The organism is Micromonospora sp. DT201, from assembly GCF_049841575.1.
In the GTDB taxonomy this organism is placed as follows: domain Bacteria; phylum Actinomycetota; class Actinomycetes; order Mycobacteriales; family Micromonosporaceae; genus Micromonospora.
This window is the reverse complement of record NZ_JBNCKP010000005.1, coordinates 54,769-71,085: the sequence shown is the minus strand read 5'-3', so window position 1 is coordinate 71,085 and position 16,317 is coordinate 54,769. Positions and strand designations below refer to the sequence as shown.

14 protein-coding genes are annotated in these 16,317 nt (G+C 70.2%); 6 read left to right on the top strand and 8 right to left on the bottom strand.

All coding sequences use genetic code 11. The features are described from left to right. Window positions 1-184: 184 nt before the first annotated feature. The 4 genes from ACLQ28_RS11995 to ACLQ28_RS11980 are packed head-to-tail and all read left to right on the top strand — an operon-like array spanning window position 185 to window position 3,590. Window positions 185-940 carry an amino acid ABC transporter ATP-binding protein gene (locus ACLQ28_RS11995; RefSeq protein ID WP_110563325.1) on the top strand — a complete coding sequence of 252 codons (756 nt, stop codon included), beginning with the start codon at window positions 185-187 and terminating at the stop codon, window positions 938-940. Window positions 941-996: 56 nt separating this feature from the next. Beyond that, on the top strand, window positions 997-1,875 hold the full coding sequence (locus ACLQ28_RS11990; protein WP_425686309.1) for a glutamate ABC transporter substrate-binding protein: 879 nt from the start codon (window positions 997-999) through the stop codon (window positions 1,873-1,875). A gap of 36 nt (window positions 1,876-1,911) precedes the next feature. Then, window positions 1,912-2,619, top strand: coding sequence for an amino acid ABC transporter permease (locus ACLQ28_RS11985; protein WP_425686308.1), 708 nt, complete (start codon window positions 1,912-1,914; stop codon window positions 2,617-2,619). Then, window positions 2,616-3,590, top strand: a complete 975-nt coding sequence (locus ACLQ28_RS11980) for an amino acid ABC transporter permease (protein WP_425686307.1) — start codon at window positions 2,616-2,618, stop codon at window positions 3,588-3,590. Before ACLQ28_RS11985 ends, ACLQ28_RS11980 begins: the two co-directional genes overlap by 4 nt. A 206-nt stretch (window positions 3,591-3,796) precedes the next feature. Here the strand turns inward: ACLQ28_RS11980 and rny are convergent, their stop codons facing one another. The 8 genes from rny to ACLQ28_RS11940 form a co-directional block, all read right to left on the bottom strand. Then, a complete protein-coding gene (gene rny, locus ACLQ28_RS11975) occupies window positions 3,797-5,563 on the bottom strand; it encodes a ribonuclease Y (protein WP_425686306.1) in 1,767 nt (588 codons plus the stop codon). Between the two features lie 736 nt (window positions 5,564-6,299). Next, on the bottom strand, window positions 6,300-6,998 hold the full coding sequence (locus ACLQ28_RS11970; protein ID WP_425686305.1) for a regulatory protein RecX: 699 nt from the start codon (window positions 6,996-6,998) through the stop codon (window positions 6,300-6,302). Window positions 6,999-7,012: 14 nt separating this feature from the next. Continuing rightward, complete coding sequence (recA, locus tag ACLQ28_RS11965; protein ID WP_110563317.1) at window positions 7,013-8,059, bottom strand: recombinase RecA; 1,047 nt, start codon at window positions 8,057-8,059, stop codon at window positions 7,013-7,015. Between the two features lie 184 nt (window positions 8,060-8,243). Then, a complete protein-coding gene (locus ACLQ28_RS11960) occupies window positions 8,244-8,444 on the bottom strand; it encodes a DUF3046 domain-containing protein (RefSeq protein WP_030489422.1) in 201 nt (66 codons plus the stop codon). A gap of 5 nt (window positions 8,445-8,449) precedes the next feature. Further along, on the bottom strand, window positions 8,450-9,853 hold the full coding sequence (locus ACLQ28_RS11955) for an MFS transporter (protein ID WP_425686304.1): 1,404 nt from the start codon (window positions 9,851-9,853) through the stop codon (window positions 8,450-8,452). Between the two features lie 199 nt (window positions 9,854-10,052). Further along, entirely contained in the window at window positions 10,053-11,657 is a 1,605-nt protein-coding gene (locus ACLQ28_RS11950) for an FAD-dependent oxidoreductase (protein WP_425686303.1), read from the bottom strand. 172 nt (window positions 11,658-11,829) lie between these two features. Beyond that, window positions 11,830-12,534, bottom strand: coding sequence for a UdgX family uracil-DNA binding protein (locus ACLQ28_RS11945; RefSeq protein WP_425686302.1), 705 nt, complete (start codon window positions 12,532-12,534; stop codon window positions 11,830-11,832). Between the two features lie 453 nt (window positions 12,535-12,987). Further along, window positions 12,988-14,328: an aminotransferase class I/II-fold pyridoxal phosphate-dependent enzyme gene (locus tag ACLQ28_RS11940; RefSeq protein ID WP_425686301.1), complete on the bottom strand. Its 1,341-nt coding sequence runs from the start codon at window positions 14,326-14,328 to the stop codon at window positions 12,988-12,990. Between the two features lie 34 nt (window positions 14,329-14,362). Between ACLQ28_RS11940 and ACLQ28_RS11935 the strand changes: the two genes are divergently transcribed. Continuing rightward, window positions 14,363-15,604 (top strand): bifunctional pyridoxamine 5'-phosphate oxidase family protein/GNAT family N-acetyltransferase, encoded by a 1,242-nt coding sequence (locus tag ACLQ28_RS11935; protein WP_425686300.1) that lies wholly within the window; start codon window positions 14,363-14,365, stop codon window positions 15,602-15,604. Further along, window positions 15,604-16,275, top strand: coding sequence for a leucine efflux protein LeuE (gene leuE / locus ACLQ28_RS11930; protein WP_425686299.1), 672 nt, complete (start codon window positions 15,604-15,606; stop codon window positions 16,273-16,275). Before ACLQ28_RS11935 ends, leuE begins: the two co-directional genes overlap by 1 nt. The last annotated feature ends 42 nt before the right edge of the window (window positions 16,276-16,317 follow it).

Genomic DNA, 16,317 nt, shown 5'->3' with positions numbered 1-16,317 from the left:
CTCGTCAATGCACCACGATCGCCACCGTCCCGGCTCGCACAGTGACCGGAATCGGACGCCCGACGACGATCATGATCGGTGTTACCGCTCCGTGACCCGCCGAGTTGCATTCCGCCACATCAGGCCGCCTAGAGTTGCCGCACCGGGGGTCATCCGACCCCGACCGGTTAGACGACAGGGGACGGTGGACGACGTGACGACGGGCGAACCGCTCATCGTGCTGGACTCGGTCAACAAGTGGTTCGGGCCGCTGCACGTGCTGGACGACGTCTCACTGTCGGTGGGCCGGGGCGAGGTGGTCGTGGTCATCGGCCCGTCCGGCTCCGGCAAATCGACGCTGTGCCGCGCCATCAACCGACTGGAACCGATCAACTCGGGCACCATCACCTTCGACGGCCAGCCGCTGCCCGCCGAGGGCAAGCCCCTCGCGAAGCTGCGCAGCGAGGTGGGCATGGTCTTCCAGTCCTTCAACCTCTTCGCACACAAGACCATCTTGGAGAACGTCACCCTCGGCCCGATCAAGGTCCGCAAGGAGAAGCCGGCCGCTGCCCGCGAGCGCGGCCTGGCCCTGCTCGACCGGGTCGGCATCGCCAACCAGGCCGACAAGTTCCCGGCCCAACTCTCCGGCGGTCAGCAGCAGCGGGTGGCCATCGCCCGGGCGCTCGCCATGCAGCCCAAGGCGATGCTCTTCGACGAGCCCACCAGCGCACTGGACCCGGAGATGGTCGGCGAGGTGCTCGACGTGATGACCTCGCTGGCCAGCGACGGCATGACGATGGTCGTGGTTACCCACGAGATGGGCTTCGCGCGGCACGCCGCGAACCGGGTCATCTTCATGGCCGACGGGCAGTTGGTCGAGGATGCCCCGCCTGCGGAGTTCTTCGCCAACCCGCGCAGCGAGCGAGCCCGGGACTTCCTCTCCAAGATCCTCACGCACTAGGCGTCCGTAGTGGAGCGCGCCGTACTCGGTGGGCTCCGTTGAAAAAGGAGAAGAGTATGCGTATCAAGCGCGTTGCGGCAGTCGCCGCGGTTGCCGCTCTGGCGCTCGGCCTCACCGCTTGTGGTGGCGACGACGGCGGGGAGGGCAGCGCCGCTGGCAGCAAGTCCTTCGCCGCCGGCAGCACCATGGAGAAGCTGAACAAGGCCCAGAAGATCAAGGTCGGCACCAAGTTCGACCAGCCTGGCTTCGGCCTGAAGGGCCTGTCCGGCAAGCCGGAGGGCTTCGACGTCGAGATCGCCAAGATCATCGTCAAGGAGCTGGGCATCTCCGCGGACAAGATCGAGTGGGTGGAGGCCCCCTCGAAGGTCCGCGAGGACGTGATCGTCAACGGCACGGTCGACCTGGTCGCCGCGACCTACACGATCAACGACAAGCGCAAGGAGCGGATCGCCTTCGCAGGCCCGTACTACGAGGCCGGCCAGAACATCATGGTCAAGAAGGACGACAGCTCCATCACCGGTCCGGACTCGTTCAAGGACGGCACCAAGAAGGTCTGCTCGGTCACCGGCTCGACGCCGTTCGAGGAGATCAAGAAGTACGTCAAGGACGTCGCCACCCAGCTGGTGCCCTTCGACACCTACGACAAGTGCCGGGACGCCCTCAAGAGTGGCCAGGTCGACGCCGTGACCACGGACAACGTGATCCTGCTCGGCTACATCGCCAAGGACGAGGCCTCCTTCAAGCTGGCCGGCAGCAACTTCACCAAGGAGCCGTACGGCATCGGGGTGAAGAAGGAGGACGCCGACTTCCGCAGCTTCATCAACGACACGCTGGACAAGGCGGTCGCCGACGGCAGCTGGAAGAAGGCCTGGGACGACACCGCCGGCAAGTTCGGCGCGGAACTTGGCGCGGCGCCCACCATCAACCGTTACTGACCCTTCGATCTGGAGGGTGGGGAGGAACACCGACCCGTGAACGTGCTCATCGACAAGTTCGACGTCTTTGCGGGTGGTTTCTGGCTCACCCTCCAGATCTGCATACTTGCCGCGATCGGCGCCCTGATCCTGGGCGGCCTCGTGGCGGTGCTCCGCATCTCGCCGGTGCCGCCGCTGCGCGCGCTCGGCACCGCTTACGTGAACGTCTTCCGCAACATGCCGCTGACCGTGGTGATGTTCTTCGCCGCGTTCGGTCTGCCGGCACTCGGCTCCAACGCGGACTTCCTCCGCGTCCCGGTGATCGACTCGTTGTTCACCCGACTCGGCACGGACCTGCCGTACTTCCGGTTCGCGCTGATCGCCCTGGTGCTCTACACCGCCGCGTTCGTCTGCGAGGCGCTGCGATCCGGAGTGAACGCGGTGTCCCCCGGCCAGGCCGAGGCCGCGCGGTCGCTGGGTCTGACCTTCGGACAGAACCTGCGCTACGTGGTGCTGCCGCAGTCGTGGAAGGCCTCGATCGTGCCGCTCGGCTCGGTGATCATCGCAATGATCAAGAACTCGGCGCTGGTCGGCTTCTTCGGAGTGGTCGGTGACCTGTCACAGACCGCCGACCAGCTCACCTCAGCCGAGGGCTACGCCTTCGCCCCGGTCGCCATCGGCATTTCGATCGGCTACCTGATCATGACGGTGCCGCTCGGTGCCCTGCTGGACCGGATCGAGAAGCGACAGGCGGTGGCCCGATGAGTCAGCAAACCAGCGTCCTCTACGACGTACCCGGGCCGCGTCAGCGGCGGATCACGCTGATCAGCAGCGTCGTCGCCGGTCTCGTCGTGCTCGTCGGGGCGTACTTCCTGATCTACCGGCCCTTGGACGAGAATGGCCAGTTCTCGATGGAGCTGTGGGGGCCGTTGATCGACCCCTCCAACGAGAACTTCTCCCAGGTGTGGGACCGCATCGGCCTGGGCTTCAAGAACACCCTGATCGCGGCAGCCCTGGCCGTCGTCTCCTCGCTGGTGATCGGCACGCTGCTCGCCGTGCTGCGGATCCAGCTCAAGAGCCTGATCCGACGGCGGTTCACCGGTGCGGCGACGCCGGTGGCGTACCTGCTGCGCGGGCTGAGCGCGCTGCTGTCGGCGGTCACCCGAGTGTGCGTCGAGGTGTTCCGCGGCCTGCCCGTCGTGATCACCATCTTCTTCGTGGCCCGCGGCTTCCCCGAGTTCGGCCTCTACCTCGACAACCTCTGGTATCTGGTCATCGGCCTCACCATCTACAACTCGGTGGTGATCGGCGAGATCCTCCGCTCCGGCATGGAGGGGCTGCCGGGCGGCCAGGCGGAGGCCGCCTCCGCCATCGGGCTCTCCCCGGGACAGACCACCCGGATGATCCTGCTGCCGCAGGCCTTCCGGATCATGCTGCCGGCACTGATCAGCCAGTTGGTCGTGGTGCTCAAGGACACCTCGCTGGGTTTCATCATCAGCTACGAGGAGACCCTGAACATCGGCAAGCAGATCATCGGCGCGCTGAGCAACCCGATCCAGGTCTACGTCGTGATCGCCGTGCTCTTCATCGTGGTGAACTACTCGCTGTCGAAGCTCGCCCAGTACGTGCAGCGGCGGCTCGCCAGAGGCCGCAAGACCGCGGGCACCCCGGCACAGAATCCGCCGCCCGCAGCACTGATGTCCCAGGCCGAGGGCGGGGGCGGCGGCGGCCTCTGAGCCACGTCGCACCGACCAGAGAGGGCCGCCCCGAACGATTCGGGGCGGCCCTCTCCACGTTCACCGCACACAGGGGCACAATCTCACCGATGACCTGGTGCCCGCGTACGTCAACCCGATCGTGTTCCTTTGTCTGGCCCTCGGAGTGACTTGCACGGCACTGGCCGTGCGATCCGCCCGCCGCCAAGCCAGGCAGGTGAGTCGGCTCAGCGGGCGATCTCGGTGACCCGGGACTCGCGGACCACGGTGACTCGAATCTGACCCGGGTAGGTCAGCTCCTCCTCGATCTGCTTGGCCACATCTCGGGCCAGCACGGCCGCCCCGATGTCGTCCACGTCGTCCGGCTTGACCATCACTCGAATTTCCCGGCCGGCCTGCATGGCGAAGACCTTGTCCACGCCGAGCTTGCTGGCCGCGATCTCCTCGATCCGCTCCAGGCGCTTGACGTACGCCTCCAGGCTTTCCCGACGCGCGCCCGGCCGACCGCCGGAGCAGGCGTCGGAGGCCTGCGTGAGCACAGCCTCGATGGTCTGCGGCGGCACCTCGTTGTGGTGTGCCTCGATGGCGTGCACCACGTCCTCGTGCTCGCCGTACTTGCGGGCCAGGTCCGCGCCGATGATGGCGTGGCTGCCCTCCACCTCGTGGGTGAGTGCCTTGCCGATGTCGTGCAGGAACGCCGACCGCTTGATGATGGGCACGTCCAGCCGCAGTTCGGCGGCCATGATGCCGGCGATGTGCGCGGTCTCGACCAGGTGCTTGAGCACGTTCTGCCCGTACGAGGTGCGGTAGCGCAGGCGGCCGAGCAGAGCCACCAACTCCGGGTGGATCTCGGTGATGCCGACCTCGACCAGGGCGTCCTCGGCGGCCCGGAGGCAGAGCTCCTCCACCTCCTGCCGGGCCAGGTCGTAGACCTCCTCGATCCGGTGCGGGTGGATCCGCCCGTCCAGGACCAGCTTCTCCAGGGTCAACCGACCCACCTCGCGGCGGACCGGGTCGAAACAGGAGAGCAGCACCGCCTCGGGGGTGTCGTCGATGATCAGGTTGACACCGGTCACCGACTCGAAGGCGCGGATGTTGCGCCCCTCCCGGCCGATGATCCGCCCCTTCATCTCGTCACCGGGCAGGTGCAGGACGCTGACCACGCTCTCCGCGGTCTGCTCGCTGGCGACCCGCTGGATCGCGTCCACCACGATGTGTCGGGCCCGCTGCTCGGCGGTGTTGCGCGCGTCGGACTCGATGTCGCGTACCAGCAGCGCCGCCTCACGCTTGGCGGACGTCTCGATCGCCTCGACCAGCTCCAGCCTCGCCGCGTCGGCGGTGAGCCCGGCGACCCGCTCCAACTCCCGGCGACGCAGCTCCTCCGACTCGGTGAGCTCGGCCTCCCGCTGGGCGAGCGCGGACTCCCGGGCCGCGAGAGCCGCACGTGCCTCGGTGAGCTGCCGCTCCCGCTCGGCGAACCGCTCCACCTCCTCGGTGTGCATCCGCTCCCGCTCGTCCATCCGGGCCGCCCGCCGCTCCACCTCCGCGGCCTGCTCCCGGGTGGTGGCGGCGAGCACCGCGACCTCCCGCTCGCCGCTGCGCCGGGCCGTCGTCCGCAACTGCTCGGCGTCCGCCTCGGCCTGGTTGTGGGCGCGCTCCAGCACGGTGTCCGCCTCGGCGCGGGCGTCGTCGAGCACCCGACGCGCCTCGGCACGGGCGGCCTTCGCCTCGGCCTTCGCCGCCGCTGCCTCGGTACGGGCCGCCGCAGCCGCGGACTTCGCCACGTCGATCGTGCTGTTCGCCTCGTCGGCCGCGCTGCGCAGGGCGGCCAGCGACTGCTCCTGGCGGTCCTTCTCGGCGATGAAGGCGGGATCCTCCGGAGCCGGCGCGACGCCCACCCGGCGCAGTGTCCGGATGCCGACCAGCACGGCCCCGATCACCACCACGGCGAGGACGAGGACTGCCGCGAGGAGCACGACGTCGAAGGCGTTCATGCCGGGACCCCGTCGGGTCTACCGGTGAACCTGTGCCGCCGCCCCGCCATGGCCGCCTCCCCTAACGTCGAGACCGCAGCGACCGTGCCGGGGGCACACTCCTGCGGCTGTGGACGCCCGACCGGAGCGGCTGGCCATGGGTAGCTCTCTCCACCGGCGGTGCCCGCAGGCAACGTCGGCGACCGGGTGCAGTTGTCGCGGCGTTCCGGACCGGCCTGTCCGGATCTGCCGCCATAGGCCGGGAGTCGGCCAAAGTGATGCTGTTCTGTTACGCGATCTATGTTGTGCGCTTAGCCTGCGCTGGTCGGGCAATGTGAGCCTGTATGGCGAGGCTAGGTCGCCGGGGGTGCTCAGGTCAAGGACTCATGATCAAACCCCCCGAACGGAGCGAAGTTGTACCGTCACCGAAAGCTGATGAGGTGCCGGACACCGGCGGACAAACACGGCGAGCCGCCAGCCCGGATCGGGATGTCGTACCTGTTCAGCGACGGCGACACCATGCGCGGAGCCGACTTTGTGACGACTACGACCCCAACGCCCGCGAACGGCCCCCCACCCGAACCGCACCGCACCGTGCCGCACCGCCCCGCCAGCGCCGATCTTGCAGTTTCGGTCGGCGTTATGCGCGCAATGCCCGCTTATGTCGCGACAGTAAATGCAAGATCGCGGAGGAAGGGCCGCCCGTCCTCGACGGGAGCGCGTGGTGATTGCGCGTGGTGATTGCGCACGCCGCTGCTCACCCCGACGAGCGGTTGTCGCGGTCCAATTCACCCTCGGCGTCGGCGAGCGCGTCGGCGTCTATCTGCTCGGCGAACTCGGCTGCCTCGGCGCTCTGCGCGGCCAGCGCGTCCTTTACTGCCCGGATCGCCACGCCTGGCGGGTAGCCCTTGCGGGCCAACATGCCCACCAGCCGGCGGAAGATCGCATCCGGCTCACCTCGGGCAGTGCGGAGCTTGCGCTCCACGAGACCACGAGCGGTGTCTGCCTCGGTCTCCTCGTCCAGCTCACCCAGCGCCTCGGTGGCCACCTCGCCGTCGACGCCCTTTCGGCGCAGCTCGTTGGCGAGCGCCCGGCGAGCCAGGCCACGCCCCGCGTGCCGGCTGGACACCCAGGCCCGGGCGAACGCCGCGTCGTCGATGATGCCGACCTCGTCGTACCGGTCGAGCACCTCAGCCGAAACCTCCTCGGAGATGCCCCGTTTGGCCAACGCCCCGGCCAGCTCGGCGCGGGTGCGTGGCCGGACGGCAAGCTGGCGCAGGCAGATCTCGCGGGCCACCTCCGACTCGTCGCGAGGCGGTGCCGGGGACTCGGCGGCACCGGCCTCCTCGGACCGGCCCCGACCGCCCCGGCGTGGGCGGGGCGGTTCGCTGGCGTCGCCCGTACGAGGCGGACTGGCATCCCAGCCCCGCCCCGTACGAGCGCGTCGTCCTGCCATGGGTCAGCGACCGGTCAGAAGTCGACCGGCGGCAGCTCCGGGCCACCGGCGGCGTCACTCGCGCCGACCCCGACGCCGAGCTTCTCCAGGATCTTCTTTTCGATCTCGGCGGCCACGTCCGGGTTTTCCTTCAGGAACTCCCGGGCCTTCTCCTTGCCCTGGCCGAGCTGGTCACCGTCGTACGTGTACCACGCACCGGACTTGCGGATGATCGCCTGCTCCACGCCGACGTCGATCAGCGAGCCCTCACGCGAGATGCCCTTGCCGTACATGATGTCGAACTCGGCCTGCTTGAACGGTGCGGCGACCTTGTTCTTCACAACCTTGACCCGGGTGCGGTTACCGACCACGTCGGTGCCGTCCTTGAGGCTCTCGATGCGTCGCACGTCGAGCCGGACCGAGGCGTAGAACTTCAGCGCCCGACCACCGGTCGTGGTCTCCGGGCTGCCGAACATGACACCGATCTTTTCCCGCAGCTGGTTGATGAAGATCGCCGTGGTGCCGGTGTTGCTGAGCACACCGGTGATCTTCCGCAGTGCCTGGCTCATCAGCCGGGCCTGGAGGCCCACGTGGCTGTCGCCCATCTCGCCCTCGATCTCGGCGCGCGGCACCAGGGCCGCCACCGAGTCGATCACGATGATGTCCAGAGCGCCGGAGCGGATCAGCATGTCCGCGATTTCCAGCGCCTGCTCGCCGGTGTCCGGCTGAGAGACCAGCATCGCGTCGGTGTCGACGCCGAGAGCCTTCGCGTACTCCGGGTCGAGCGCGTGCTCGGCGTCGATGAAGGCAGCGATGCCGCCGTTGCGCTGGGCGTTGGCCACCGCGTGCAGTGCCACCGTGGTCTTACCGCTGGACTCGGGACCGTAGATCTCGACCACCCGGCCGCGCGGCAGGCCGCCAATGCCCAGCGCCACGTCAAGGGCGATGGAGCCGGTCGGAATGATCGCGGTCTGGATGACCGGCCGGTCACCCAGTCGCATCACCGAGCCCTTGCCGAATTGCTTGTCAATCTGAGCGAGAGCAAGGTCGAGTGCCTTCTCCCGGTCAGGCCCTGCTGCCATGGTTGCCACCCCTGCCTTCGCCGGCGTCTTTGCTGAGCTTCGCGTCACGCGGACACGCTAGGCGCTGGGTCCGACAGAAAACCAGCCGACGGGCCGCGAGCTGTGGACGAGCACCCCGCTGTGGACAATAGCCGAACAGGTGTACGACTCGACAAACGACACGCGGAAGCGACGAAAAGGCTGCTCAGCGTAGTCGAGCAGGCACTCGATCGGGGTACGCGGCACAGACCGCCCTCCACACGACGTGCGTCTGCTCCCCCGACGCCAGTGCTTGCTCGATGGTCCGTCCGCCGAGCTGCGACAGCACCTGATCGCGGGCGATGCTGGCCGCGTAGCCGGGCCCGAACGCCTCGTCCAGGCGCGTCCAGAAGTCGGTCAGCCGCACAGTGATCAGCCCTCCTCGTCCGGTGCCCTGGTCGGCACCGGGCGCAACGCTAGCGCCACCAGGGGCACCACGGCGACCGCCGCGAGCAGGTTGAGCACGGGATAACTCGCGAACTGCATGACAAACCCACTGATCACAGCGGCGCCGGCCCCGGCCAAACCCATGATCAGATCGGACAGCCCCTGGACGCCCGGCCGCACGTCGGCCGACACCGACTCGGACAGCAGCGTCGAGCCGGCCACCATCGTCCCCGACCAGCCCAGCCCGAGCAGGACCAGACCCACCGAGAGCCGGGGTGTGTGGTGCCCGGCGGTGCCGGCGACCGCGCAGGCGGCCAGCAGCAACCCGACCCCACCGAGGATCACCGCCCGCCGGCCGAGCCGGTCGGTGAGCCAGCCGACCACCGGGGAGAACGCGTACATGCCGGCGATGTGCAGACTCAGCACGATGCCGACCAGCCGCAACACGTCGGCGTCGGCGTGCGACTCACCGAGCCGGACCGGGGTCATCGCCATCACCGCCACCATCACCAGGTGACCCACCGCCACGGCGGCGATGCCGAGCCGGGCTGCGGGTCGCCCGCGTACCACCGACCAGGCCGCACGCATCCCGGCGCCGCGCGGCGCGCGCACCTTGACCGGCGCGGCGGCGGGTGCCGCACCACCGCGGGCCGGGCCACCCTCCGCCGGGGCCTCGGCCGCCACGGCGGTCTCCGGCGCGGCGGCGACCAGCGGCCGGTCCGCAGCCGGGGCACTGGCCGCCGCGAGCCGCCGCGCGGTGAGCAACGGGTCGGGCCGGAGCAACCAGAGGAGTACGACGGCAGCCAGCACGAACGCGACTGAGCTGAACGCGAACGGGCCCGCCAGCGCGGGCAGCCCCCAGCCGGTGGTGACCCGGTCGGCCAGCGCGGCGAAGTTCGGGGCGGCCACCGCACCGATGGTGGTCGCCCAGACGATCAGGGAGAGCTGCCGCCCCCGTCGGCCCGGCTCGGCGAGATCCACCGCCGTGTAGCGGGCCTGCAGGTTAGCGGCGGTGCCCCCACCGAAGAGCAGCATGCCGAGGAAGAGCAGCGGCACCCAGCGGGTGGCCGCGGCCAGCACCACAAGCACGCCGCCGACGGCACCGACCGCGTACGCCAGCACCAGACCCGGTCGCCGCCCGTGCCGCGCTATGATCCGGGTGACCGGTACGGCGAGCAGCGCCGCACCGACCACTCCGGCGCTCTGTGCCACGCCGGCCACCGCCGTGCCGGCGATCCGCGCGGCGAGCAGCGCACCCACGGAGATGCCGATGGTCACGCCGATACCACCGATGATCTGGGTGGTGAAGAGCAGCCGCAGGGTGCGGCGCTGGATCGACGCGACGTCGGGCCGGGCGGCGGTACGCGGCGCGGTCAGGTCGGTGGCCATCTGCGCTCCTCAGGGATGGGGATGACCCATCCTCGCGCACCCGCGACGGCAAGCGGCAGTGAGTTTCGCTGACAGCCAACCCGCCGCCCGCCGCCGCCGCCGCCGCCGCCGCCGCAAGATCCTCGCAACTTCGGTGAAACTGCTGTCTCAGCGCGCCGGGAAGCAGCACTTTCCCCGAAGTTGCGCGGGCCGGGGTCGGTCAGCCGGCCATGACCCGCTGGTGCAGTGCGGAGACCGCCGAACGGGCTGCTACGAACGCACCGTGCTGCCAGGCCACCTCGTGGCTCAGCCAGTCACCGGCGAAGTAGACCCGCCCCGCCGGCTGCAACAGCAGGTTGTATCCGGGTGTGCCGTACCGGGGCGAGGTCCAAGCGCCCTCGATGTAGCGGGTCCGGTCCCAGGCCTGGGAGTACGAGGTGACCAACTCACTGCGGTACTTGTCGCCGTGGATCTTCACACCCTGGCTGATCGCGCGCTCTCTGCGCTGCTCCGGCACCAGCCCGCTGTACGCCCTGGCGTTCGCCCCGGTGTTGTAGTAGCCGACGACCAGGCCGCGCTTGCCGTGGAAGCCGTAGGACGGGTACCAGATGTGCGACAGGTCCAGGTCGGTCTCGGTGATGCCGCCGTAGATCCGCTGGTCGGTCTCCCACCAGCGGCTGCGATATTCCAGGCCGATCTTTCCGGAGGCGGTGACCGGGAAGTCGGCCAGTGCGGCGGTCACCGCCGTGCCGAGATTGTGCGGTACGCGGGCCATCAGGTGCGGCGGCAGCGCCGCCACGCAGTAATCGGCGGTGATCTGCGACTGCCGGCCACCCTGCCGGTAGGTCACCTCGACCCGGCTGCCCCGGTCGGTCACCGCGGTCACCTCGGCGTTGAGTCGGATCCGATGCGGGCCCACCGCCTTGGCCAGGGCTCGGGGGATCTGGTCCATCCCGCCGACCGGCTGGAACATCAGCATGGCCTGGTCGTAGCCGAACTCGAACGAGAAGTACCGGCCGACGTTGCTTGCGAAGACGTCGGAGAGCGGCGGCGGCGCGCCGAGCAGGGTCCCCACGTCGTTGCCCGCACCGGGAAACCCGGAGAAGCCGCGACGGTTGGTGCCGGTGTAGGCCCAGTCGCTGGCCCGCCCACCGATCGCGCCGAAGCTCTGCAGGAACGACAGCAGCCGGTCACGGTCCTCGGCGGTGAGCCGAGCGTCAAGCGCACCCTGGTCGGTGGCCTTCGCGAGCAGTTCCGAGACGTAGCCGTACACGTCGGCCTTGGCGGTGCGGTACCGGACCGGCTCGGTCATCCCGGCGGACTCGTTGTAGATCCAGGCGTCGGCGTTCTGGTTGGTGAAGACCTCGATGGGTACGCCGAGTTCCCGGCAGTAGTCCATGGTGACCATCCACTGTGCGATGCGACCCGGCCCGGCATTGAAGTAGACCCCATCGGAGAAGCTGGCCCGCTGGGTGCGTCCATCGAGGTCGGTCTCGACATCGCCGCCCCGGATGGTCAGGTTCCGCCCACCGACGCGGTGCCGCGCCTCCAGGATCGTGCAGTCATAGCCCGCCTTACCCAACTCGTACGCGGTGGTGAGCCCCGCGATGCCGCCGCCGAGAACGACCACCTTGGAGCCCGACCGCCCGGACAGGGTGAAGTCGGAGCGCTCGGGCGCCCGGAATGCCGGGGTCACGGACGCGGCGGCGCTGGGAGCGAGGCCCATGGCACCCATCGTGGCGAGCATCGCGCCGGCACCACCGCTGACTCCGACCGCACGCAGGAACCCACGCCGGCTGACCATCGACTGCGTCTGATTGCTCACAACGGCCTCCCCTACAAGATCGACCCGTGTGAGTCTGCAGAGGACCTGTTACGCGGATCACGCATTGCCGTTTCCGGCAGGTATCGCCTAGCCGCCCGATCGCAGCGGCAATTTCCGACCGGGTTCGGCACCCAGGGAGTGCCCACGACGGGCGGCCGAGGCCGGCACCTACCTACCCGGCGAGGGCGCGGGTGACGACGGCGAGGTCGGTGACCAGCCCTTCGTACGCCTTGTCCTGGTCGTCGGCGCGCAGCACCGCGGACGGATGAATGGTGGCCAGCAGCCGGGCCGTCGGCGCGTCGGCCCGCTGCCCGGCGTTGTCCACCGGCACCCGCTGGAAGTCCTCCGGGTGCTGGGCCGACTCCGGCCAGAGCAGCAGCTCGCCCCGCTGCCGGGTGACCCGGAAGGACGGGCCGAGCAGCGCCTTGGCGGCGGTCGCGCCGAGGACCACCACGATCTCCGGACGCAGCCGGGCGAACTCGGCGACCAACCAGGGCCGGCAGGCGGTGATGTGCACCTGGTCCGGGGTCTGGTGGATGCGTCGCTTGCCGCGCGCCTCGAACCGGAAGTGCTTGACGGTGTTCGTGAGATAGAGGGCGCCCGGGTCCAGCCCGGCGTCGTCCACCGCGCGGCGCAGCAGCCGTCCGGCGGGGCCGACGAAGGGCAACCCTTTTTGGTCTTCCATGTCGCCGGGCTGCTCGCCGACCAGCACCACCCGGGCACTCTCGTCGCCCCGGCCGAAGACCGTCTGCGAGGCGTCCCGGTACAGCTCGCAGCCCCGACAGCCGCCGGCTGCGGTGCGCAGGTCGTCGATGGTGTCGGCATCGGGCGGAATGAACCGCTGGGCGCCTACGGCGCTCCCGGTCTGCTCGGCCATACCGACTGTTATATACCTGTTCGATGCTCACTGCCGGGTACGCCCCGGCGCGGTGGCAGACGCCTACTCGCGTCAGTACCCGTTACCGCCACCATCCCCGCCAGAAGCAATCGCGATCAGCACAATGATGATGATGATGATCGCCACCGCCACCGCGATCCAGACACCCTTACGCGATCCACCTGAAGCCATGATCCCCACCTCCGGCGCCCGCATACCCATCCCGTCCGCCCCGAACCTCGCGATCTTGCACTTTCTGTCCCGACATCTAAGCCATAGCGGGCATATCAGCGACACAAAGTGCAAGATCGCGGGGGTGGGGCGGGGCGGGGTGGGGTGGGGCGGGGTGGGGCGGGGCGGGGTGGGGGCGGGGCAGGGGTGGGGTGGGGTGGGGTGGGGTGGGGTGGGGCGGGGTGGGGGCGGGGCAGGGGTGGGGTGGGGTGGGTGGGGCTGTTAGGTGGGGAAGCCTTGGGGTGGGGTGGGGTTTTCGGCTTGGGCTAGCGCGGCCGCCAGGGGGGCCAGGTCCTCTGTGTTCAGCGAGCTGACGGTGATGCGGAGGGCGGGCGGCGCGGCGATCCGGTAGAGGGCGCCGGGGGCCACTGCCCAGCCGGCATCGCGCAGCGCGGTGACCGTGCTGGTCTCGTCCTCCACGGGCAGCCAGATGTTGATGCCGCTGCGGCCGTGCGCGGTCAGGCCATGCTCGGTCAGCGCGGCCAGCAGCCCGTCGCGCCGCTGCTCGTAGCTCTGCGCCGCCCGCTGCACCAGCTCGGCGACCTCCGGATCCTGCCAGAGCGCCAGGACGAGCCGCTGCAGCACGGTGGAGATCCAGCCGGCGCCGACCCGCGTACGGCCGGTCACCCGGGCCACCGTGGTCTCGTCGCCCACCAGCACCGCCAGCCGCAGGTCCGGGCCGAAGGGCTTGCTCACCGAGCGGACGAAGGCCCAGCTCTCGGTCGCCCCAGCCAGCGGATGCAGGGGTACGCGGGCCAGCTCGGCAGCGTGGTCGTCCTCGATCAACAGCAGGTCCCGCCGACCGGCGAGCAACGCGCGCAGCTCCTCGGCACGGGCGGCCGAGACGGCGGCGCCGGTCGGGTTCTGCGCCCGGCTGGTGACCACCAGCGCTCGCGCTCCGGCGGCGAGCGCGGCGGCGACCCCGGCCACCAGCGGCCCCTCGTCGTCCAGCGGTACGCCGATCGGGCGCAGCCCCAGCGCGGCGACCAGGTCGAGCAGGTTGGCCCAGCCTGGGTCCTCCACGGCCACCGCGTCGCCGGGGCGCAGGTGTGCGCCGAGCAGCCGCTCGATGCCGTCCAGCGCGCCGCCGGTCAGGGTCAGCTCCCCCGCCGGTACGCCGTCGGCACTCAGCCGGGCGCGGGCCGCCTCGGCCAGCTCGGGCAGCACCCCGGCGTCGGAGTAGCCGATCGACGGGCCGGTGTCGGCGGCGAGCGTCGCCAGGTGCCGGCCGAGCGGGGGAAGCAGCCGGGGGTCGGGCTCGCCCCGGGACAGGTCTCGGGCGCCCGGCAACGGCGGGGGACGCAACGCGGAGCGGCGGGCAGCCACCGGGGGGCGGGGGCGTACCCGGGTGCCGTGCCGGCCGGCCGTGGCGAGCAGGCCGCGCTGGCGCAGCTCCTGGTAGGCGCGGGCGACGGTGGCGGGGCTGACGCCCAGCTCGGCGGCGAGTGCCCGCACGGGCGGCAGGGCGGCCCCCGGTTGCAGGGCGCCGGAACGGATAGACGACTCGATGCTGGCCGAAATCTCGACGGCCGTCGTACCGGTGAGCTGATAGTGTGCTGACACAAACAAGAGATTGTACTAGAACAAAGGGGCGAGCATGTACCCACCCACCGCCCGGACCACACCCAGCCGTTCTCGCGACAAGATGAGTTACGACCGGGCCGCTGCCCACGCGGTGCTCGACGAGGCGTACGACTGTGCGCTCGGCTTCACCGTCGACGGCCAGCCACGGGTGCTGCCCACCCTGCACGTCCGCATCGGCGACACGCTCTACCTGCACGGCTCCACCGGCAGCCGGCCGCTGCTCGCCGCCCGGGGTGACGGGCTGCCGGTCTGCGTCGCGGTGACCCTGCTCGACGGGCTGGTCTACGCCCGCTCCCAGTTCCACCACAGCGCCAACTACCGCTCCGTCGTCGCCCTCGGCACCGCCCGACTGGTCACCGACGAGCAGGAGAAGCTCGCCATGCTCACCGCGCTGGTCGAGAAGGTCGGCGCGGGACGCAGCACGGACACCCGCCCACCCAGCCGACGCGAACTAGCCGAGACGGCCGTGCTGGCGCTGCCACTGCGCGAAGTGTCCGTCCGGGCCCGCACCGGTGGGGTCCGCGAGGACGAGGCCGACCTGCACCTGCCGCACTGGGCCGGTGTGCTGCCGCTGCGGCTGACCGCCGGGCAACCCGAGCCGGACGCCGGGGTCACCGCGCCGCTGCCGGCGTACCTGCGAACGGCCCGCACGCCCTGGCACGAACCGGTGTCGCTGCACGGCGAGCACGTCCGGCTGGAGCCGCTGGAGTTGGCGCACGCCGACGAGTTGCACGCCGCCACGGCGGACGCGGAGGTGTGGCGGCACCTCAGCGTCCCGCCGCCCACCGCGCCCGCCGGCACCGCCGAGGTCGTCCGCACCGCCCTGGCCGCCCAACACCGTGGCGAGCGGGTGGCCTGGGTGCAGCGGTGCGTGGCGACCGGGGCGGTGGTCGGCAGCACCTCCTACTACGAGATCGACCCGCAGCGGCGGTCGGTGGGGATCGGGCACACCTTCCTCGGGCGGCCCTGGTGGCGTACCGGAATCAACACCGAGGCGAAGCTGCTGCTGCTCAGCCGGGCCTTCGACGAGCTGGGCGCGGTGCGGGTGGTGTGGCACACCGACATCCGGAACGCTCGCTCGCAGGCCGCCATCGAACGGCTCGGCGCGACCCGGGAAGGGGTGCTCCGGATGCACCGGCAACGCCCGGACGGCTCCTGGCGCGACACCGTGCAGTACGCGATGACCGTCGACGAGTGGCCGAACGCACAGGTCAGGCTGCGAGAAAGGCTTCGCCAGACGGCACCGGTGGCGTGATGATGGCGGGCGTGCTGGGGATCACCGACATCTGGACGTACGTGCTGGGCACCGTGGCCATCATCCTGCTGCCTGGACCAAACTCGCTCTTCGTGCTCTCGACTGCCGCCAAACGGGGCGTCCGGGTCGGCTATCGGGCCGCGGGTGGGGTGTTCGTCGGCGACGGTGTGCTGATGTTCCTCTCCGCCGCCGGAGTGGCGTCACTGCTCAAGGCGTACCCGCCGCTGTTCCTGGTGATCAAGTACGCCGGTGCCGCGTACCTCGGCTATGTCGGGGTGACCATGCTGCTCGGCGCCGCGCGGCGCTGGCGCGACCGCAACGACCCGAGCACGCCGCGGCTCATCGACGCAGCGGAACCGGCGGCGATGCGCAGCCCGTTCCGCAAGGCGCTGGTGATCAGCTTGCTGAATCCGAAGGCGATCCTGTTCTTCATCTCGTTCTTCATTCAGTTCGTCGATCCCGACTACGCCTGGCCGGCGCTGTCGTTCCTACTGCTCGGGCTGATCGCCCAGGTGACCAGCGCGCTCTACCTGACCGCGTTGATCTTCGCAGGCACCTTCCTGGCCGCCCAGTTCCGCCAACGTCGCCGCCTGGCTGCCGGTGGCACCACCGCCGTTGCCGCCCTCTTCCTCGCCTTCAGCCTCAAGCTAGCCACAGCCACCGCCGGCTAACCCCCTCCCCGCACCCCACACCCCGCGCCGCCCCGCGCCGCC

Bases quoted from the DNA above. Each gene is read 5' to 3' on its own strand.
- ACLQ28_RS11990 (WP_425686309.1), top strand. From the start codon at position 997: ATGCGTATCAAGCGCGTTGCGGCAGTCGCCGCGGTTGCCGCTCTGGCG.
- ACLQ28_RS11980 (WP_425686307.1), top strand. From the start codon at position 2,616: ATGAGTCAGCAAACCAGCGTCCTCTACGACGTACCCGGGCCGCGTCAG.
- rny (WP_425686306.1), bottom strand. From the start codon at position 5,563: ATGAACGCCTTCGACGTCGTGCTCCTCGCGGCAGTCCTCGTCCTCGCC.
- ACLQ28_RS11970 (WP_425686305.1), bottom strand. From the start codon at position 6,998: ATGGCAGGACGACGCGCTCGTACGGGGCGGGGCTGGGATGCCAGTCCG.
- recA (WP_110563317.1), bottom strand. From the start codon at position 8,059: ATGGCAGCAGGGCCTGACCGGGAGAAGGCACTCGACCTTGCTCTCGCT.
- ACLQ28_RS11955 (WP_425686304.1), bottom strand. From the start codon at position 9,853: ATGGCCACCGACCTGACCGCGCCGCGTACCGCCGCCCGGCCCGACGTC.
- ACLQ28_RS11945 (WP_425686302.1), bottom strand. From the start codon at position 12,534: ATGGCCGAGCAGACCGGGAGCGCCGTAGGCGCCCAGCGGTTCATTCCG.
- ACLQ28_RS11935 (WP_425686300.1), top strand. From the start codon at position 14,363: ATGTACCCACCCACCGCCCGGACCACACCCAGCCGTTCTCGCGACAAG.
- leuE (WP_425686299.1), top strand. From the start codon at position 15,604: ATGATGGCGGGCGTGCTGGGGATCACCGACATCTGGACGTACGTGCTG.